This window comes from Haemophilus parainfluenzae (assembly GCF_003253005.1).
Lineage (GTDB): Bacteria > Pseudomonadota > Gammaproteobacteria > Enterobacterales > Pasteurellaceae > Haemophilus_D > Haemophilus_D parainfluenzae_M.
In genome coordinates, this window is record NZ_QEPZ01000001.1 from 475,490 (window position 1) to 490,393 (window position 14,904).

The following is a 14,904-nucleotide window of genomic DNA, read 5'->3' on the forward strand; positions in this document are numbered from 1 at the left end:
GATGAGGAAAAAAATTTCCGATGTGTAGTTTAGAGAAATTAAAGGGATTTTGCAAGAATGAGAAAAGCAAAGTGCGGTTGATTTTATTCAAGTTTTTATTTTTTCAATAAAATTCGAATCAATAAGGCAATCGCCGCCGCATCATCCACTAAACCTAATGGGCCAAGCACCGCTTCAGGCAAAATATCAATGGGACTGAACAAATAAATCAGAATAATGGCGATTTTAATTAACTTCGTTTTATTCATAGTCATTGGACGAAAAGAAAAAGATCAGGTAAATTCTACAACTTATCCGAATGGTGAATCATCACAAAACGTTCCCAAAGCTGCTCTTCACTTTCTTGATGTTCAGGATCTGGCTTAATGCAGTTTGTAATCGGGCAAACTTTTTGGCAGGTTGGCGTGTCATAATGACCGACGCATTCCGTACAAAGTACAGGATCGATCACATAGATCTCCTCGCCGATTGAAATTGCTTCATTCGGACATTCGGGGAGGCACATATCGCAGTTTGTGCATTTGTTTGTGATCAGTAACGCCATACCATTCCTTTATATGAGAAAGCGGCGAATTATAGCCGACAAAAGCAAAATTGACAAAATTTAAACAGGATTTTTATGAAAAAACAGGTTTCCACTCTTTCCCTTATTGCCCTTGCCGCATTTAGTATTTGGCAATATTTCACTGAACACAAAAAAGACACCAAACCGTCCCCTACAACCACACAACAGCAAAGTCAAAATGCGGTCAAAAACACCGAAGACTTTGGGAATTATGATGTCATCATGCGTGATGATACTATTGGGCAAAACAAAAATGCCCCTGTTGATTACTATATGTTGGCCTTATCTTGGTCGCCAGCATTCTGTGAAAAACAACGTGCGCAATATGGCAATAATTTACCCGATTCAGCGCAATATCAATGTAGTACAAAAAATCAATTTGGCTGGGTAGTGCATGGTTTATGGCCACAAAATGCCAATGCACGTTCTGTCACGGATCACCCACGTTTTTGTAAGGGTGATTTAGCGCCACTTCCTTTTGAAACGCTCGAGCCTTACCTTTCAATCTCGCCTGGCGCAAAATTGTTGCAAGGCGAATGGGAAAAACACGGTAGCTGCGCCTTTGATTCAGCGGAAGCTTATTTCAAACAAGAGAAAGCATTATTTGAATCACTCTCTTTGCCAAACGAACAATTAAGCCGTAAAGAATTATTTCAATGGATGAAGCAACATAATCCGCAATTAAAAGGCACTTATTTAGGGGCGAGCCATAATGAACTATTCATTTGTTACAATCGCCAGTGGGAAGTAATCGATTGCCAAAAATAAGTGGAATTCGCTTTTTTATTTGATCTACATCGTTACAACCTAGTCAGAACTAGGTATAATGTTTGAGTTTAATTTTAACTAACCCAAGAGGAAAGATTATGTCAGTAATCAAAATGACCGACTTAGATTTAAAAGGTAAACGTGTATTTATTCGCGCGGACTTAAACGTACCGGTAAAAGATGGCAAAGTGACATCTGATGCGCGTATTCGTGCGACTATCCCGACGTTAAAACTGGCTTTAGAGAAAGGCGCAAAAGTGATGGTTACCTCTCACTTAGGTCGTCCAACTGAAGGTGAATTCAAACCTGAAGACTCTTTACAGCCGGTTGTTGATTACTTAAAAAACGCAGGCTTCAATGTGCGTTTAGAACAAGACTACTTAAACGGTGTGGATGTTAAAGAAGGCGAAATCGTTGTTTTAGAAAACGTTCGTGTAAACAAAGGCGAGAAGAAAAACGATCCTGAATTAGGTAAAAAATATGCCGCACTTTGTGATGTATTCGTGATGGATGCATTCGGTACAGCTCACCGTGCGCAAGCATCAACTTACGGCGTAGCAGAGTTTGCACCCATTGCCTGTGCAGGTCCATTACTTGCAGCAGAATTAGATGCGTTAGGCAAAGCATTAAAAGAGCCTGCTCGTCCGATGGTCGCGATTGTAGGCGGTTCTAAAGTTTCCACTAAATTAGAAGTATTAAACTCTCTTTCAAAAATTGCTGACCAAATTATCGTAGGTGGTGGTATTGCAAATACGTTCATTGCAGCAGCTGGCCACAATGTGGGTAAATCGTTATATGAAGCAGATTTAATCCCTGTAGCAAAAGAATTAGCAGCAAGCACTGATATCCCAGTTCCAGTTGATGTACGTGTTGGTACTGAATTCTCTGAAACAGCTCCTGCAACAGAAAAATTAGTCACTGAAGTGAAAGACGATGAATCTATCTTCGATATCGGTGATAAATCTGCAGAACAATTAGCAGAAATCATCAAAAATGCAAAAACCGTTTTATGGAATGGTCCAGTTGGCGTATTTGAATTCCCTAACTTCCGTAAAGGGACTGAAATCATTTCTCACGCGATTGCAAACAGCGATGCATTCTCTATCGCAGGGGGCGGTGATACTTTAGCAGCTATCGATTTATTCGGTATTGCAGATAAAATCTCTTACATTTCAACTGGTGGCGGCGCCTTCTTAGAATTCGTAGAAGGCAAAGTATTACCAGCAGTCGAAATTCTTGAAAAACGTGCGAACGGTTAATTAAATGGCTTCTATCCCCTCTGCACAGAGGAGATAAATATTGATTTTTCAAACCCTCCAAAACAAAAGGAAACACAACTATGGCTAAATTATTAGATATCGTAAAACCTGGCGTAGTAACAGGTGAAGATGTTCAAAAAATCTTTGCTTATGCCAAAGCAAACAACTTCGCTATCCCTGCAGTAAACTGCGTGGGCTCTGACTCCGTAAACACTGTATTGGAAACCGCTGCACGTGTGAAAGCGCCAGTAATTATCCAATTCTCAAACGGTGGTGCAGCTTTCTACGCAGGTAAAGGTATCAAACCAACAAGCGGTGCACGTCCAGACGTTTTAGGTGCGATCGCAGGTGCAAAACACGTTCATACTTTAGCCAAAGAATATGGTGTGCCAGTTATTCTTCATACTGACCACGCAGCGAAAAAATTACTTCCATGGATCGATGGCTTACTTGAAGCGGGTGAAAAACACTTTGCTGAAACTGGTCGTCCATTATTCTCTTCTCATATGCTTGACTTATCTGAAGAACCAATGGAAGAAAACATGGCAATCTGCCGTGAATACCTTGCTCGTATGGACAAACTAGGCATGACCCTTGAAATCGAAATCGGTATCACTGGTGGTGAAGAAGATGGCGTGGATAACTCAGATGTAGATGAATCTCGTTTATACACTCAACCATCTGATGTGCTTTATGTTTACGACCAATTAAACCCAGTAAGCTCTAACTTTACCGTTGCTGCAGCATTCGGTAACGTACACGGTGTTTATAAACCAGGTAACGTAAAATTAAAACCATCTATTTTAGGCGCATCACAAGAGTTCGTTGCAAAAGAACGCAATCTTCCTGCTAAACCAATCAATTTCGTCTTCCACGGTGGTTCAGGTTCTAGCCGCGAAGAGATCCGCGAAGCAATTAGCTATGGTGCAATCAAAATGAATATCGATACGGATACTCAATGGGCTGCATGGAATGGTATCTTAAACTTCTATAAAGCAAATGAAGCTTATCTTCAAGGTCAATTAGGTAACCCAGAAGGCCCTGATGCTCCAAACAAAAAATACTATGACCCACGTGTTTGGTTACGTAAAATGGAAGAATCCATGTCTAAACGTTTAGAGCAATCTTTCGAAGACTTAAACTGCGTTGATGTTTTATAATCCATAAAAATAGACTAAAATAAGACCGCACTTTGTTAGTGCGGTTTTTTTATTTTATATAACCTAAAATATCGGCCATTATCTATGCAAATTACAAAACAAAATTGGTTACCTACTATAATAAACTTTGCTGTAACGCTTTTCTTTCTTTCGATATTTATTGTCAAAGGTGGATATAATGCTGCGCCTGCTCTACTGATGTTAATCGGTTTAGGTTATGGCGTTTATGCTTTAATCAAGAAACCACTTTTAAACTTATCGAAAGTTGATAAATGGTTAATTTATAGCTACCTTTTTTATTTTCTTACATTTGTACTTTCCCTCTGCATTAACGGGGGAAAAATGCGTGATCTTGATTCCGCAAGTCGCGTCGTTTTCTTTGTCCTTGTTTTGCTTTTACTATTAAAGTATCCCATCAAAACTTGCGTTTTGAGTTACTCTATTCCACTTGGTGGTATTGTTTCTGTCTGTATCGCGCTTTATGATAAATTTATCTTGAATCTACGCCCAGAGCAAAACCCTCGAATTATGCATATTCAAGGTGGTGATATTTCTATGTCATTAGGCATTTTGAGCCTGATTATTGCCCTATATGCTTATCAGAAAAGAGAGGGGAAACTGACCGTTCTTAGTGTGATTGGTGGCTTATGTGGCATCGTAGGAAGTTTACTTTCCACTGCTCGTGGAGGATGGATTGCGTTACCGCTCTTACTTATTATTATCCTTTGGATTTATCGCCATTCCCTTTCAAAACGTTTTTTCCTGACTTTCTTTGGAATCATTGCCGTAGCAAGCGTTGGCATTAGCCAAATGCCCAATAACCGAATTATGGAACGAATTAATGTTGCTCAAAAAGATATCCAACTTTATCTAGACAAAAATAATGGCAACACCTCTCTAGGTGCTCGTTTTGAAATGTGGAAAAGTGCGATTGCAATGGCGAAAGAAAAGCCGTTATTTGGTTGGGGTATTCAAGGCGCAACAGAAAAACGTAAGCAAGAAACGAAAGAAAAAATTGCTACGGGTAATATTGGACAATTTACTCATGCTCATAATCAATATTTAGACGACCTATCTAAACGAGGAATTGTTGGGTTGCTCGCCTTACTTGCTGTTTTATTTATCCCTCTACGTACCTTTATGAAAAACCTAAAAACAGCAAATAATGAGATCAAACTAATTGCAACATTAGGCGTTGCCCATATTTTATCTGTGATGGTCTATGGCTTAAGCCAAGGTTTCTTGGTGCATAATTCAGGTACTATTTTTTACTTTTTCTTAACGATTGTGTTTTATACCGCAATACGAACACGGCAAAAGGCAGAATAATGAAAATTTTAGTCATTCGTAACGATAAACTGGGGGATTTTGTTCAGGCGTTTCCGGCTTTTGCGATGTTGAAAGCCTCAAATTCTGAGCTAAAACTGACCGCACTTGTGCCAGCTTATACTGCCCCATTGGCTCAAATTTGCCCCTATTTAGATGATGTCATCATTGATAGTGCCAAGAACGACAACGCGGATTTTAATCGTCTTGTTAAAGAAATCAAAGAGCAGCAATTTGACGGCATGATTAGCTTCTTTTCCAATACCCATAACGGTAAATTAGCTTGGAAAAGTGGGATTCCTTATCGTCTTGCACCCGCAACAAAATGGGTGCAAATCCTTTATAACCATCGTTTAACACAACGCCGCTCACGCTCAGAAAAATCTGAAGCAGAGTATAATCAAGATCTGGCTCGGGCGTTCTTAAAGAAACACAACATGCCAATTGTGGACCCCAAACCGCCTTACCTTTCACTTCCTGAAAGTGCGGTTAAAAATCAACGTGTTTTTCTGCAAGAACAATTTGGTTTATCGGCAGATAAAAAATGGGTGTTTGTGCATAGCGGAACAGGTGGTTCAGCAACAAGTCTTTCGTTGACACAATATGCTCAATTGATACAAGGTTTGTTAAGCAAATTTGATTGCCAGATTATCTTAACAGCAGGACCTGGTGAGAGTGAAAAAGCCCATGAGTTAGCGGCAAAAATCGACAGCCCAAATGTGGTTGTTTACGATAAGAATAAAGGATTGGTTGATTTTTCACATTCTCTAGCTTGTGCGGATTTATTCATTGCAGGCTCTACTGGACCATTACATTTAAGCAGTGCATTCAATGTGCCAACAATTGGGTTCTATCCAAATAGTCGGTCATCTCAGCCTCGTCGTTGGAAACCGATTAACGATGCAGACAAACACCTTGCTTTCTGCCCGCCAAAAGGGAAAGAGGAAATGAATTTAGGCTTAATTTCTATTGATGATGCCTTAGTGAAGATTGTCCCCTTCGTGCGAAAGGTGTGGCAAGCGGGTAATTGAGTTTAAGCATAACTGCACAATCCAACCTATTGCGGCGGCAAAAACAACGGTACCAATTCCGACTGTGCCGCCGAGAATATAACCTAACACACAAACCGACACTTCAAGGCTTGTTCTCACAATCCCCACTTTTAAATGAAGGCGTTGACAAAGTCCCACCATTAAACCATCTCGCGGGCCTGCCCCCTGATGACAAGTTAAATACAATGCCGTTCCTAATCCATAAAGCAAAAGCCCAATTCCCCCGAATAAAATTCGGCTAAAAAGTGCGGTTGGTTCTGGTACAATTTTCGTGGTTAAGCCAAGGAAAAAGGCAATCACAATAATATTCAGAATGGTGCCAAGCCCAAGCCTTAATTTGAGGGGAATCCAGGCTAACATTACCAAACAGCTAATCCAAAATGATGACCAACCGATACTCACCTTAACTTGTAATGCCACACCTTGAGAAAGCACGGTCCAAGGTGAAGAGCCCAAATTAGCGAGCACAATTAAGCCATCTCCAATCCCCAGTATTGCCAATGCAAATAAGAGCATCGACATCGTTTTACCTTCGACTGACCATAGCGATTTGGCGGCCCAACTGGTGTGAGGAATCACCCGTGCTTTTTTCATATTATTCCCATTTATATTTAACGCCGACATCATAATGGTAAACCTGATAAAACCCAAACATTTTAACGTCATATGATATAACCGAATTGACTGATAAATATCATAAATGTGATGCAAATCACATTATCAAAATTGTCATCACTCATTCACTGACTTAAAATAAGCTACCCTTTTTAATCAGGACATCATTATGCTTGCATCTCTTCAAGATATTTTGGATACCGTAAAATCCAACACGCTCACCTATCAACAAAAACTCATGTGTTTAGGCAATATTGCCGAGCGATTATTTGACCCTCGTGAATTATTAGGTTACACAGATGAAGAATGGCAATTCCTTCAAAATCAAATGATCTGTGATTTAAACGAAGGCTATGCGATTTATCGCCCGCGTTATATTTTGCCGGATTACAATGTGTATATTAAAAAAGGCTGTGAATTCCTTGAATTGCCAGCGCCAAAAGATCTTGATGAAGCATTAGATGGCTTATTGATTTTATATTCCCACGTGCCATCAATTACCACATTCCCGGTTTACATTGGGCGATTAGACATGCTACTTGACCCGTTTATTACCGATGAAGAACAAGACTACATCAAAATTAAACGTTTCTTAAATCATGTGGATAAAACTGTGCCAGATTCATTCTGCCATGCCAATATTGGGCCTTATGACACCAAAGCAGGGCGTTTGATTTTAAAAGCGGTGATTGAGCTAGAAGCACCAACACCCAATATGACCATTCGTTACGATAAGAGCAAAACAAGTCGTGAATTTGCAGAATTAGCAGCAAAAGCGTGCTTATTGGTTTCTAAACCGTCTTTTGCCAATGATGCTTACTATATTTCTGACTTAGGTGAACAATATGGTATTGCAAGTTGCTATAACGCACTACCTGAATGTGGAGGGGCTTATACCCTCACTCGCTTGCGCTTAGGGACTATCGCGCGCGCCTGTAAAACCGTGGATGAAATGGTCAATGAGCTCTTACCTCGTGTAGCAAAATGTGCGCTCTCTACTATGGATAAACGCCATAAATTTGTTGTGGAAGAAAGTAACTTCTTTAACTCGTCATTCCTCGAAAAAGAAGGGTTTATCAAACGGACTAATTTTACGGGAATGTTTGCCATTGTTGGTCTCGCAGATGCGGCAAATCATTTATTGCAACAAGAAGGACTAAATGAAACCTTTGGTAAAAGCCAACGGGGTGATGAAATTGCGACCTTGATTATGGATAAATTAAAAGAAGTCACGGATAACCATGAAGGCGTGTATGCTGAACGCACGGGCAACCGTTATTTATTACATGCGCAAGTGGGTGCAAGCAATCATGAAGAAGATAAACGTAATGCGCCTGCACATCGCATTCGTGTGGGTGAAGAACCAACATTATTAGCTCATTTAAAACAATCAGCGCCATTCCATAAGTACTTCCCATCAGGTACAGGAGATTTGTTTGCCTTTGACCAAACCTATGTGGATCATTTAGATGCCGTCGTTGATATTATCGATGGTTCATTTGCACAAGGTTATCGCTATATCACCACTTACCTTAAAAACACCGATTTGATTCGTGTGACAGGCTATTTAGTGAAGAAAAGCGAAGTGGAAAAATACCGTAAAGGTGAAGTGGCATTGCGTGATACCACTTGGTATGGTTCTGGTACCGATGATTGTGCACAAGTGTTTGACCGTCAATTACGCAATGAACAAGATGTAAGTGCAAGCTAGAAAAAAAGTGCGGTCGAAAAATTCTTTGTTTTTTTGACCGCACTTATTCTTTTTCTGCCTTTTCTAAAATTGCTTTGTGCTCTCGAATCAATGCCATAAACGGCTGCCCAAATCGTTCTAATTTGATCGACCCTACGCCATTAATTTGTAACATTTCAATATTACTTGTTGGCATATACTGCGCCATTTCCTGTAACGTTGCATCGTTAAAGACAATATAAGGTGGAATATTTTCTTTATCCGCTAGCTGCTTGCGTAGGAAACGTAAACGAGCAAACAGATCTTTATCGTAATTTGCCACTGTATTTTTATGGGACGTATGCACAATTTTATTAATGGATGAAATGCGCGGCATTGCTAATTCAAGCGGCACTTCGCCTTTTAAAACAGGTCTTGCACTTTCTGTGAGCTGAAGCGTGGCACTATTAAACTCACCAAGCACTTGTTGAATAAAACCCAGATGAATAAGCTGACGAATGACAGATTGCCAATGTTCTTTGCTTTTATCTTTACCAATGCCATAAACACTTAACTTATCATGTTGGCGTTCTACAATTTTCTGATTATGCATCCCTCGCAATACCGCAATCACATATTGCACACCGAAACATTGACCCACACGATAAATCGTCGACATCACTTTTTGCGCATCAATTAAGCCATCATATTTCTTTGGCGGGTCAAGACAAATATCGCAGTTTTGGCAGGACGTTTGACGATGTTCACCAAAATAATTGAGTAACACTAAACGTCGGCAAGTTTGACTTTCGGCAAATTCACCGATAGCTTCCAATTTATGTTGCTCAATTTGACGCTGTGGCGTCTCTGGTTTTTCAAGCAGAATTTTCTGTAACCAAGCATAATCAGCTGGTTCGTAGAAAAGCACCGCTTCCGCAGGTAAATCATCTCGGCCCGCACGACCAGTTTCTTGATAATATGATTCAATGCTTCTCGGCAAATCAAAATGGGCGACAAAACGCACATTAGATTTATTAATGCCCATACCAAACGCAATCGTCGCAACTACAACTTGAACATTATCTCGTTGAAAATCTTGCTGGACGCGTTCTCGCAGAGCGGTTTCCATTCCCGCATGATACGCTGCAGCCGACACGCCTTTATTTCGCAAAGTTTCGGCTATACGTTCCACCTTCGAACGACTATTACAATATACAATGCCGCTTTTGCCTTTTTGAGCTAACACAAAACTCGTAAGCTGCTCCATCGGCTTAAATTTTTCTTCCAACGTATAACGAATATTCGGACGGTCAAAACTGCCAATATATTTATGAGGATTATCTAATTTAAGATGAGTGAGAATATCCTGTCTTGTCGCGTAATCCGCTGTCGCCGTCAATGCCATAATTGGCGCATTTGGAAACGCTGCTTTTAAGCCGCCAAGTTGGGTATATTCAGGACGGAAATCATGGCCCCATTGTGAAATACAGTGCGCTTCATCAATGGCGATAAAGGAAATTTGAGTATAAGAAATCAGCTGAAAAAAGCTGTTTGTCATCACTTTTTCAGGCGAAACATATAATAATTTTAATTGACCTGAAATCAGCTTATTTTCAACTTGCTGTTGTTGTTCTGGCGTCTGACTAGAGTTTAGAAAATCGGCTTCAATGCCGTTTGCTTGGAGTTGATCCACCTGATCTTTCATTAAAGAAATCAAAGGCGAAATCACTAATGTGAGACCAGGAAAACAAAGTGCTGGAATTTGATAACACAGGGATTTGCCATTTCCTGTGGCCATCACCACTAAGGCATCCTGACCACTTAACGCAGCGTGAATCACTTCTTCCTGCCCTTTGCGGAAAGATTGGTAACCAAAAACAGACCGCAACGTATGAAGTGCGGTCGTTTTTAAGTCTGTTTTTTGCGGGGCATGTTCCGCGAATTCGGCCATTAGAATGTTACCGTTTCTCCGTGAGCGGCAACCGCCTCGGTTAAACAATCCCAAAAGCGTTTGCCATCATTTGCTGCCCAATCGTTGTTTTTATAGGAAAAATGAAATCCACCCAAGCGGCTCGCAAGCCAAAGCTCAAGAAGCGGTTCTTGCTTATTAATCACGATTTGTGAGCGGTCATCAAATGTGATCGTGAATACCGAACCTTGTATTTCGCAATCCACATCGCAATCTTGATTCTCTAACTCTTCTTCAATTTTTTGCCAAACCTGTTCAATATTTTGGTGAAATTCTGCAACATTCATAAAATTTTCCGATTAAATCTGATAGAATGCCGTGAATTATAAAGCCTTTCGCCTTGTTGGCAAAGGCAGATTTTACTTATTAGAGAGATTGAAAAATGAAAAAATTACTTTCTATTTTGTTATTAAGTGCATTCTGCACTTTGGCTACAGGTTGCGGTGTAAAAGGGCCATTATATTTTCCTGAAAAAGAACAGCCGCAAAACACACAAAAAACACAATAAAAACTGACCGCACTTAAAGGATTCGTCATGGATTTTTTCCAATATAAAAACGAGCAACTTTATGTTGAAGATTTGCCCGTCAAACAACTCGCTGAAGAATTCGGCACACCGCTTTATATTTATTCTCGTGCAACACTTGAACGCCATTGGCACGCCTTTGATTCTGCTTTAGGAAAGCATCCACACTTAATTTGTTATGCCGTTAAAGCCAATTCTAATATCGGCATATTAAATGTAATGGCAAAATTAGGCTCAGGCTTTGATATTGTTTCACAGGGGGAATTAGAACGCGTATTGGCAGCAGGTGGGGACGCATCAAAAGTGGTTTTTTCCGGCGTGGCAAAATCTCGTGCCGAAATTATGCGTGCGTTAGAAGTGGGCATTCGTTGTTTTAATGTGGAATCTGTTGCGGAATTATACCATATCAACCAAATTGCTGGCGAAATGGAGAAAATTGCACCCATTTCTTTACGCGTGAATCCCGATGTTGATGCTCATACACACCCTTACATTTCCACAGGATTGAAAGAAAATAAATTTGGTGTGAGCGTAGATGAAGCGCGTGAGGTCTATAAATTAGCTGCAACCTTACCTCATGTAAAAATTACGGGTATGGATTGCCATATTGGCTCTCAGCTGACTGAATTACAGCCCTTCTTAGATGCGACTGATCGACTCATTCGTTTAATGGAACAATTAAAAGAAGATGGCATCACGTTAAAACACTTAGATCTCGGTGGTGGTTTAGGCGTAACTTATACTGATGAAACGCCACCTCATCCAAGTGATTATGCGACTGCACTACTGAATAAATTAAAAAATTATGAAGATCTCGAAATTATTCTAGAACCAGGTCGAGCAATCGCAGCGAATGCAGGGATTTTAGTGGCTAAAGTTCAATACCTAAAAAGTAATGAAAGCCGTAACTTCGCGATTACTGATACCGGTATGAATGATATGATTCGCCCTGCACTCTATGAAGCTTATATGAACATCATTGAAATTGACCGCACTTTAGAGCGTGAAAAAGCCATTTATGATGTCGTTGGCCCAGTATGTGAGACCTCTGATTTTTTAGGCAAACAGCGTGAACTCGCCATTGCTGAAGGTGATTATATTGCTCAACGCTCTGCTGGTGCCTATGGTGCAAGTATGTCTTCTAACTACAATTCTCGTCCACGTACGGCTGAAGTGTTAGTGGATGGAAACAAAGCTCACTTAATTCGTCGCAGAGAAAATCTCAGCGAATTATGGGCACTAGAAAGCATCGCGAAAAAATAGATTGAAAGAAAAACGGTCAAGATTTAAGTCTTGACCGTTTTTTGTATAACTAAATAATTCGAGAGAATTGTTGTCGTTTTGCCGCTGCTCTTGAATAAGTATCAAAGCATAAGCAAATATTACGGATTAATAATCGACCTTTAGGCGAAACTTGTAAGCCTGTTTCGGTTTCAGAAATTAATCCATCTTCAAGTAATGGCTGTAATAACTGTAAATCTTCGACAAAGTGCTCTCTGAAATCAATATTATATTGTTTTTCAATTGGTGCAAAATCAAGCTTAAAGTTACAAATCAATTGCTTAATCACATCACGACGTAAGCAATCTTCTTCTGTCATCGCTAAACCTTTATGCAGTGCAATACCTGAATTTTCTATATCATGATAATAATGTTTTAACTCTTTTTGGTTTTGAGCATATGTATCACCTAATAAACTAATGGCTGATACACCTAAACCGAGCAAATCACATTCTTCCTGAGTGGTATAGCCTTGGAAATTTCGGTGTAAGACACCTTTCTCTTGAGCAATCGCTAATTCATCATCTGGTTTAGCAAAGTGATCCATACCGATAAACTTATAACCAGCATTGCCTAAGGTTTCAATCGTTTTCTGTAAAATTTCTAATTTTGTTTCCGGTGGCGGTAATTGATCTTCTTTAATTTTTGCTTGCCCTGCAAATCGACTTGGCAAATGAGCATAGTTAAAGATACTTAAACGATCCGGATTCAATTCAATCACTTTATGCAATGTAAACATAAAGCTTTCCACATTTTGAAGTGGCAATCCATAAATTAAATCAAGATTCGTTGATTGGAAACCTAACTCACGCGCACGAACAAGCAAAGCATTTACAAACTCTTCATCTTGTTCACGATTTACCGCTTTTTGAACCGCTTTATTGAAATCTTGTACACCCATGCTAATTCGGTTAAAACCAATATTGCGTAAATGATCAAGCATGTCGAGCTCAATTTCACGTGGGTCCATTTCAATACTGACTTCTGCATTATCCGCAATCGTAAAATGATCTTTAAGCATCTTCATCAAACGAGCAGATTGTTCCTCTGTCAAATAAGTCGGTGTGCCGCCGCCCCAATGCACTTGAGTAGCAATGCGATTTTTGAATAATTCTGAACGTGCTTTGATTTCTTTTTCAAGGTAATCAAGATAAATATCCGCCTTATGTTGATGACGAGTAATCACCTTATTACAGCCACAGAAATAGCAAAGTTTGTGACAAAACGGAATGTGTACGTAAAGGGAAAGTGGTCTTTCCGGATAACGATTAGCCGCTGCAATAAAATCTTCGTTTGTGTAACTTTCATTAAATTCTAATGCAGTTGGATAAGATGTATAACGAGGTCCTGATTGGTTATATTTTTGAATTAACGCAAGATCCCAAATAATTTCAGACATTAATTAAGCTTCCCCAAATTTCTCTACGTCATTTAAAAACTGACGTAACTCCAACATAATTTCTTCTTCAAATTTTGCTTCTGCACTTTCTCGCTCAAGATCGAGTTTCATTCTTTCTTTTTTTAACAATGCTTTCCGAGCTTCATGCGTAGGCATTTCTTTTACAATATTATAAAGTGCATACATCGCTTGATATGGCTGCAAAGATTGTCCAAAAGGGAGTAAAAGCATTGATAAACGAATCACCCCTTCTGAATGGTTACAATCTCCATTTTGCATCGCTTTAGCGATAATTACCATACTCTCTTTTAGGCGTTTTGTACGTGCTATTTTAGCTTGTTTGATGAACGTGTTTTGCTCGCGTAACTTCCTCAATAATTTGAAAGCATAGAATGATACGCAAGCAATAATTCCCAAAGCAATAATACTTAAAATAATCAGCCACATGACAATTATCTGAATTGGTTGATATCAATTTTCTCGAAGGTTTGATAGAGGTCATCCTCTGTCTCTTCTTCATCTTGAATACCTAATTCTTCCATTAACTGAGCAATACGCTCTAAACATTCATCCACAAATTGTTGATCAGCTTTACTAATCGTTTTGCCTTCATCTAAGGCATCCAACAATTCATTTAGAATTTCATTATTTTCTAAACGATCTAACTCAACTTCAGGCGCAAGTTTTTTCGGTTCTTTGACGACCGGAATTGTCATCCCCTTCTCAGGTTTATTCACAAATTCAACAATCAGTGGAACCTTTTTACGACTGCCAATACGCGGATCTTTTTGTTCAACGACTTGATTATGCTTATTTTGCTCAGCGTTACTATGACGAGAACCCGATGCTAAACCTTTATGTTTACGTTTTTTCTTATCTTCTCTTGCTTTAGTGTCTAATTCATAACGTGTTAATTTCTTACCTGATAGCTTCGGTGTTTCAGGTTTCTTATCCGATTTACGAATTGGCATAATATCGCTAATTTTACGAGTTTTCTTTTTACGAACCATTTGTATTATTTATCCTATAAAAAATTTTGGTGATTGTACCATTCCACCTCTATTTTCTCATTAAAAGATTTAAACATCTTTAATAAAACTATTCTGATTTTGACCGCACTTTTAGTTTATTAAAATCCAATCTAAAAATAAAAACCCCAAGCTCTTCAGCTCGGGGTTCTACATTCAGTACCTGGCGGTGTCCTACTCTCACATGGGGAAGCCCCACACTACCATCGGCGCATCGGCGTTTCACTTCTGAGTTCGGTATGGGGTCAGGTGGGACCACCGCTCTATCGCCGCCAGGATTATTCCTT

At 39.5% G+C, this 14,904-nt stretch carries 16 protein-coding genes and 1 rRNA gene; 8 read left to right on the top strand and 9 right to left on the bottom strand.

Annotation, left to right across the window (positions count from 1 at the left end):
- Positions 1-95: 95 nt before the first annotated feature.
- Positions 96-248: a DUF1232 domain-containing protein gene (locus DPV97_RS02460; protein ID WP_005696968.1), complete on the bottom strand. Its 153-nt coding sequence runs from the start codon at positions 246-248 to the stop codon at positions 96-98.
- A 35-nt stretch (positions 249-283) separates the two neighbouring features.
- Positions 284-544 (bottom strand): YfhL family 4Fe-4S dicluster ferredoxin, encoded by a 261-nt coding sequence (locus DPV97_RS02465; protein WP_014064693.1) that lies wholly within the window; start codon positions 542-544, stop codon positions 284-286.
- A gap of 75 nt (positions 545-619) precedes the next feature.
- Between DPV97_RS02465 and DPV97_RS02470 the strand changes: the two genes are divergently transcribed.
- The 5 genes from DPV97_RS02470 (at position 620) to DPV97_RS02490 (ending at position 6,109) form a co-directional block, all read left to right on the top strand.
- On the top strand, positions 620-1,333 hold the full coding sequence (locus DPV97_RS02470; protein WP_070714938.1) for a ribonuclease T2 family protein: 714 nt from the start codon (positions 620-622) through the stop codon (positions 1,331-1,333).
- 98 nt (positions 1,334-1,431) lie between these two features.
- Positions 1,432-2,592 (top strand): phosphoglycerate kinase, encoded by a 1,161-nt coding sequence (pgk, locus tag DPV97_RS02475; protein WP_070714935.1) that lies wholly within the window; start codon positions 1,432-1,434, stop codon positions 2,590-2,592.
- 80 nt (positions 2,593-2,672) lie between these two features.
- On the top strand, positions 2,673-3,752 hold the full coding sequence (gene fbaA / locus DPV97_RS02480; protein WP_049363455.1) for a class II fructose-bisphosphate aldolase: 1,080 nt from the start codon (positions 2,673-2,675) through the stop codon (positions 3,750-3,752).
- 342 nt (positions 3,753-4,094) lie between these two features.
- A complete protein-coding gene (locus tag DPV97_RS02485; RefSeq protein ID WP_243585039.1) occupies positions 4,095-5,081 on the top strand; it encodes an O-antigen ligase family protein in 987 nt (328 codons plus the stop codon).
- Positions 5,078-6,109, top strand: coding sequence for a glycosyltransferase family 9 protein (locus DPV97_RS02490; protein WP_070714929.1), 1,032 nt, complete (start codon positions 5,078-5,080; stop codon positions 6,107-6,109). The genes DPV97_RS02485 and DPV97_RS02490 overlap by 4 nt, the downstream gene beginning before the upstream one ends.
- On the opposite strand, the gene yczE is transcribed toward DPV97_RS02490, so the two are convergent.
- Positions 6,059-6,724 carry a membrane protein YczE gene (gene yczE / locus DPV97_RS02495; protein ID WP_070714928.1) on the bottom strand — a complete coding sequence of 222 codons (666 nt, stop codon included), beginning with the start codon at positions 6,722-6,724 and terminating at the stop codon, positions 6,059-6,061. The two genes, DPV97_RS02490 and yczE, sit on opposite strands and share 51 nt — an antisense overlap.
- Before the next feature lie 190 nt (positions 6,725-6,914).
- On the opposite strand from yczE, the gene DPV97_RS02500 reads away from it, so the two are divergent.
- Entirely contained in the window at positions 6,915-8,456 is a 1,542-nt protein-coding gene (locus DPV97_RS02500; RefSeq protein ID WP_070714925.1) for a YjjI family glycine radical enzyme, read from the top strand.
- Between the two features lie 43 nt (positions 8,457-8,499).
- On the opposite strand, the gene recQ is transcribed toward DPV97_RS02500, so the two are convergent.
- Positions 8,500-10,365 (bottom strand): DNA helicase RecQ, encoded by a 1,866-nt coding sequence (gene recQ / locus DPV97_RS02505; protein WP_070714923.1) that lies wholly within the window; start codon positions 10,363-10,365, stop codon positions 8,500-8,502.
- Positions 10,365-10,670, bottom strand: a complete 306-nt coding sequence (cyaY, locus tag DPV97_RS02510) for an iron donor protein CyaY (RefSeq protein ID WP_070714922.1) — start codon at positions 10,668-10,670, stop codon at positions 10,365-10,367. The genes recQ and cyaY overlap by 1 nt, the downstream gene beginning before the upstream one ends.
- Positions 10,671-10,765: 95 nt before the next feature.
- On the opposite strand from cyaY, the gene lptM reads away from it, so the two are divergent.
- Positions 10,766-10,891, top strand: coding sequence for an LPS translocon maturation chaperone LptM (gene lptM, locus DPV97_RS09635; RefSeq protein WP_005697346.1), 126 nt, complete (start codon positions 10,766-10,768; stop codon positions 10,889-10,891).
- Positions 10,892-10,918: 27 nt separating this feature from the next.
- Entirely contained in the window at positions 10,919-12,172 is a 1,254-nt protein-coding gene (lysA, locus tag DPV97_RS02520; protein WP_070714920.1) for a diaminopimelate decarboxylase, read from the top strand.
- A 49-nt stretch (positions 12,173-12,221) separates the two neighbouring features.
- Here the strand turns inward: lysA and hemN are convergent, their stop codons facing one another.
- The 4 genes from hemN to rrf all read right to left on the bottom strand — a co-directional run bounded on the left by hemN (position 12,222) and on the right by rrf (position 14,894).
- Positions 12,222-13,589, bottom strand: coding sequence for an oxygen-independent coproporphyrinogen III oxidase (gene hemN / locus DPV97_RS02525; protein WP_070714918.1), 1,368 nt, complete (start codon positions 13,587-13,589; stop codon positions 12,222-12,224).
- Positions 13,590-13,592: 3 nt separating this feature from the next.
- Positions 13,593-14,036: a DUF2489 domain-containing protein gene (locus DPV97_RS02530; RefSeq protein ID WP_070714916.1), complete on the bottom strand. Its 444-nt coding sequence runs from the start codon at positions 14,034-14,036 to the stop codon at positions 13,593-13,595.
- A gap of 5 nt (positions 14,037-14,041) precedes the next feature.
- Positions 14,042-14,599, bottom strand: a complete 558-nt coding sequence (gene yihI / locus DPV97_RS02535; protein WP_070714914.1) for a Der GTPase-activating protein YihI — start codon at positions 14,597-14,599, stop codon at positions 14,042-14,044.
- A gap of 179 nt (positions 14,600-14,778) precedes the next feature.
- Positions 14,779-14,894: ribosomal RNA gene (gene rrf / locus DPV97_RS02540) — 5S ribosomal RNA — on the bottom strand.
- Positions 14,895-14,904 lie beyond the last annotated feature (10 nt).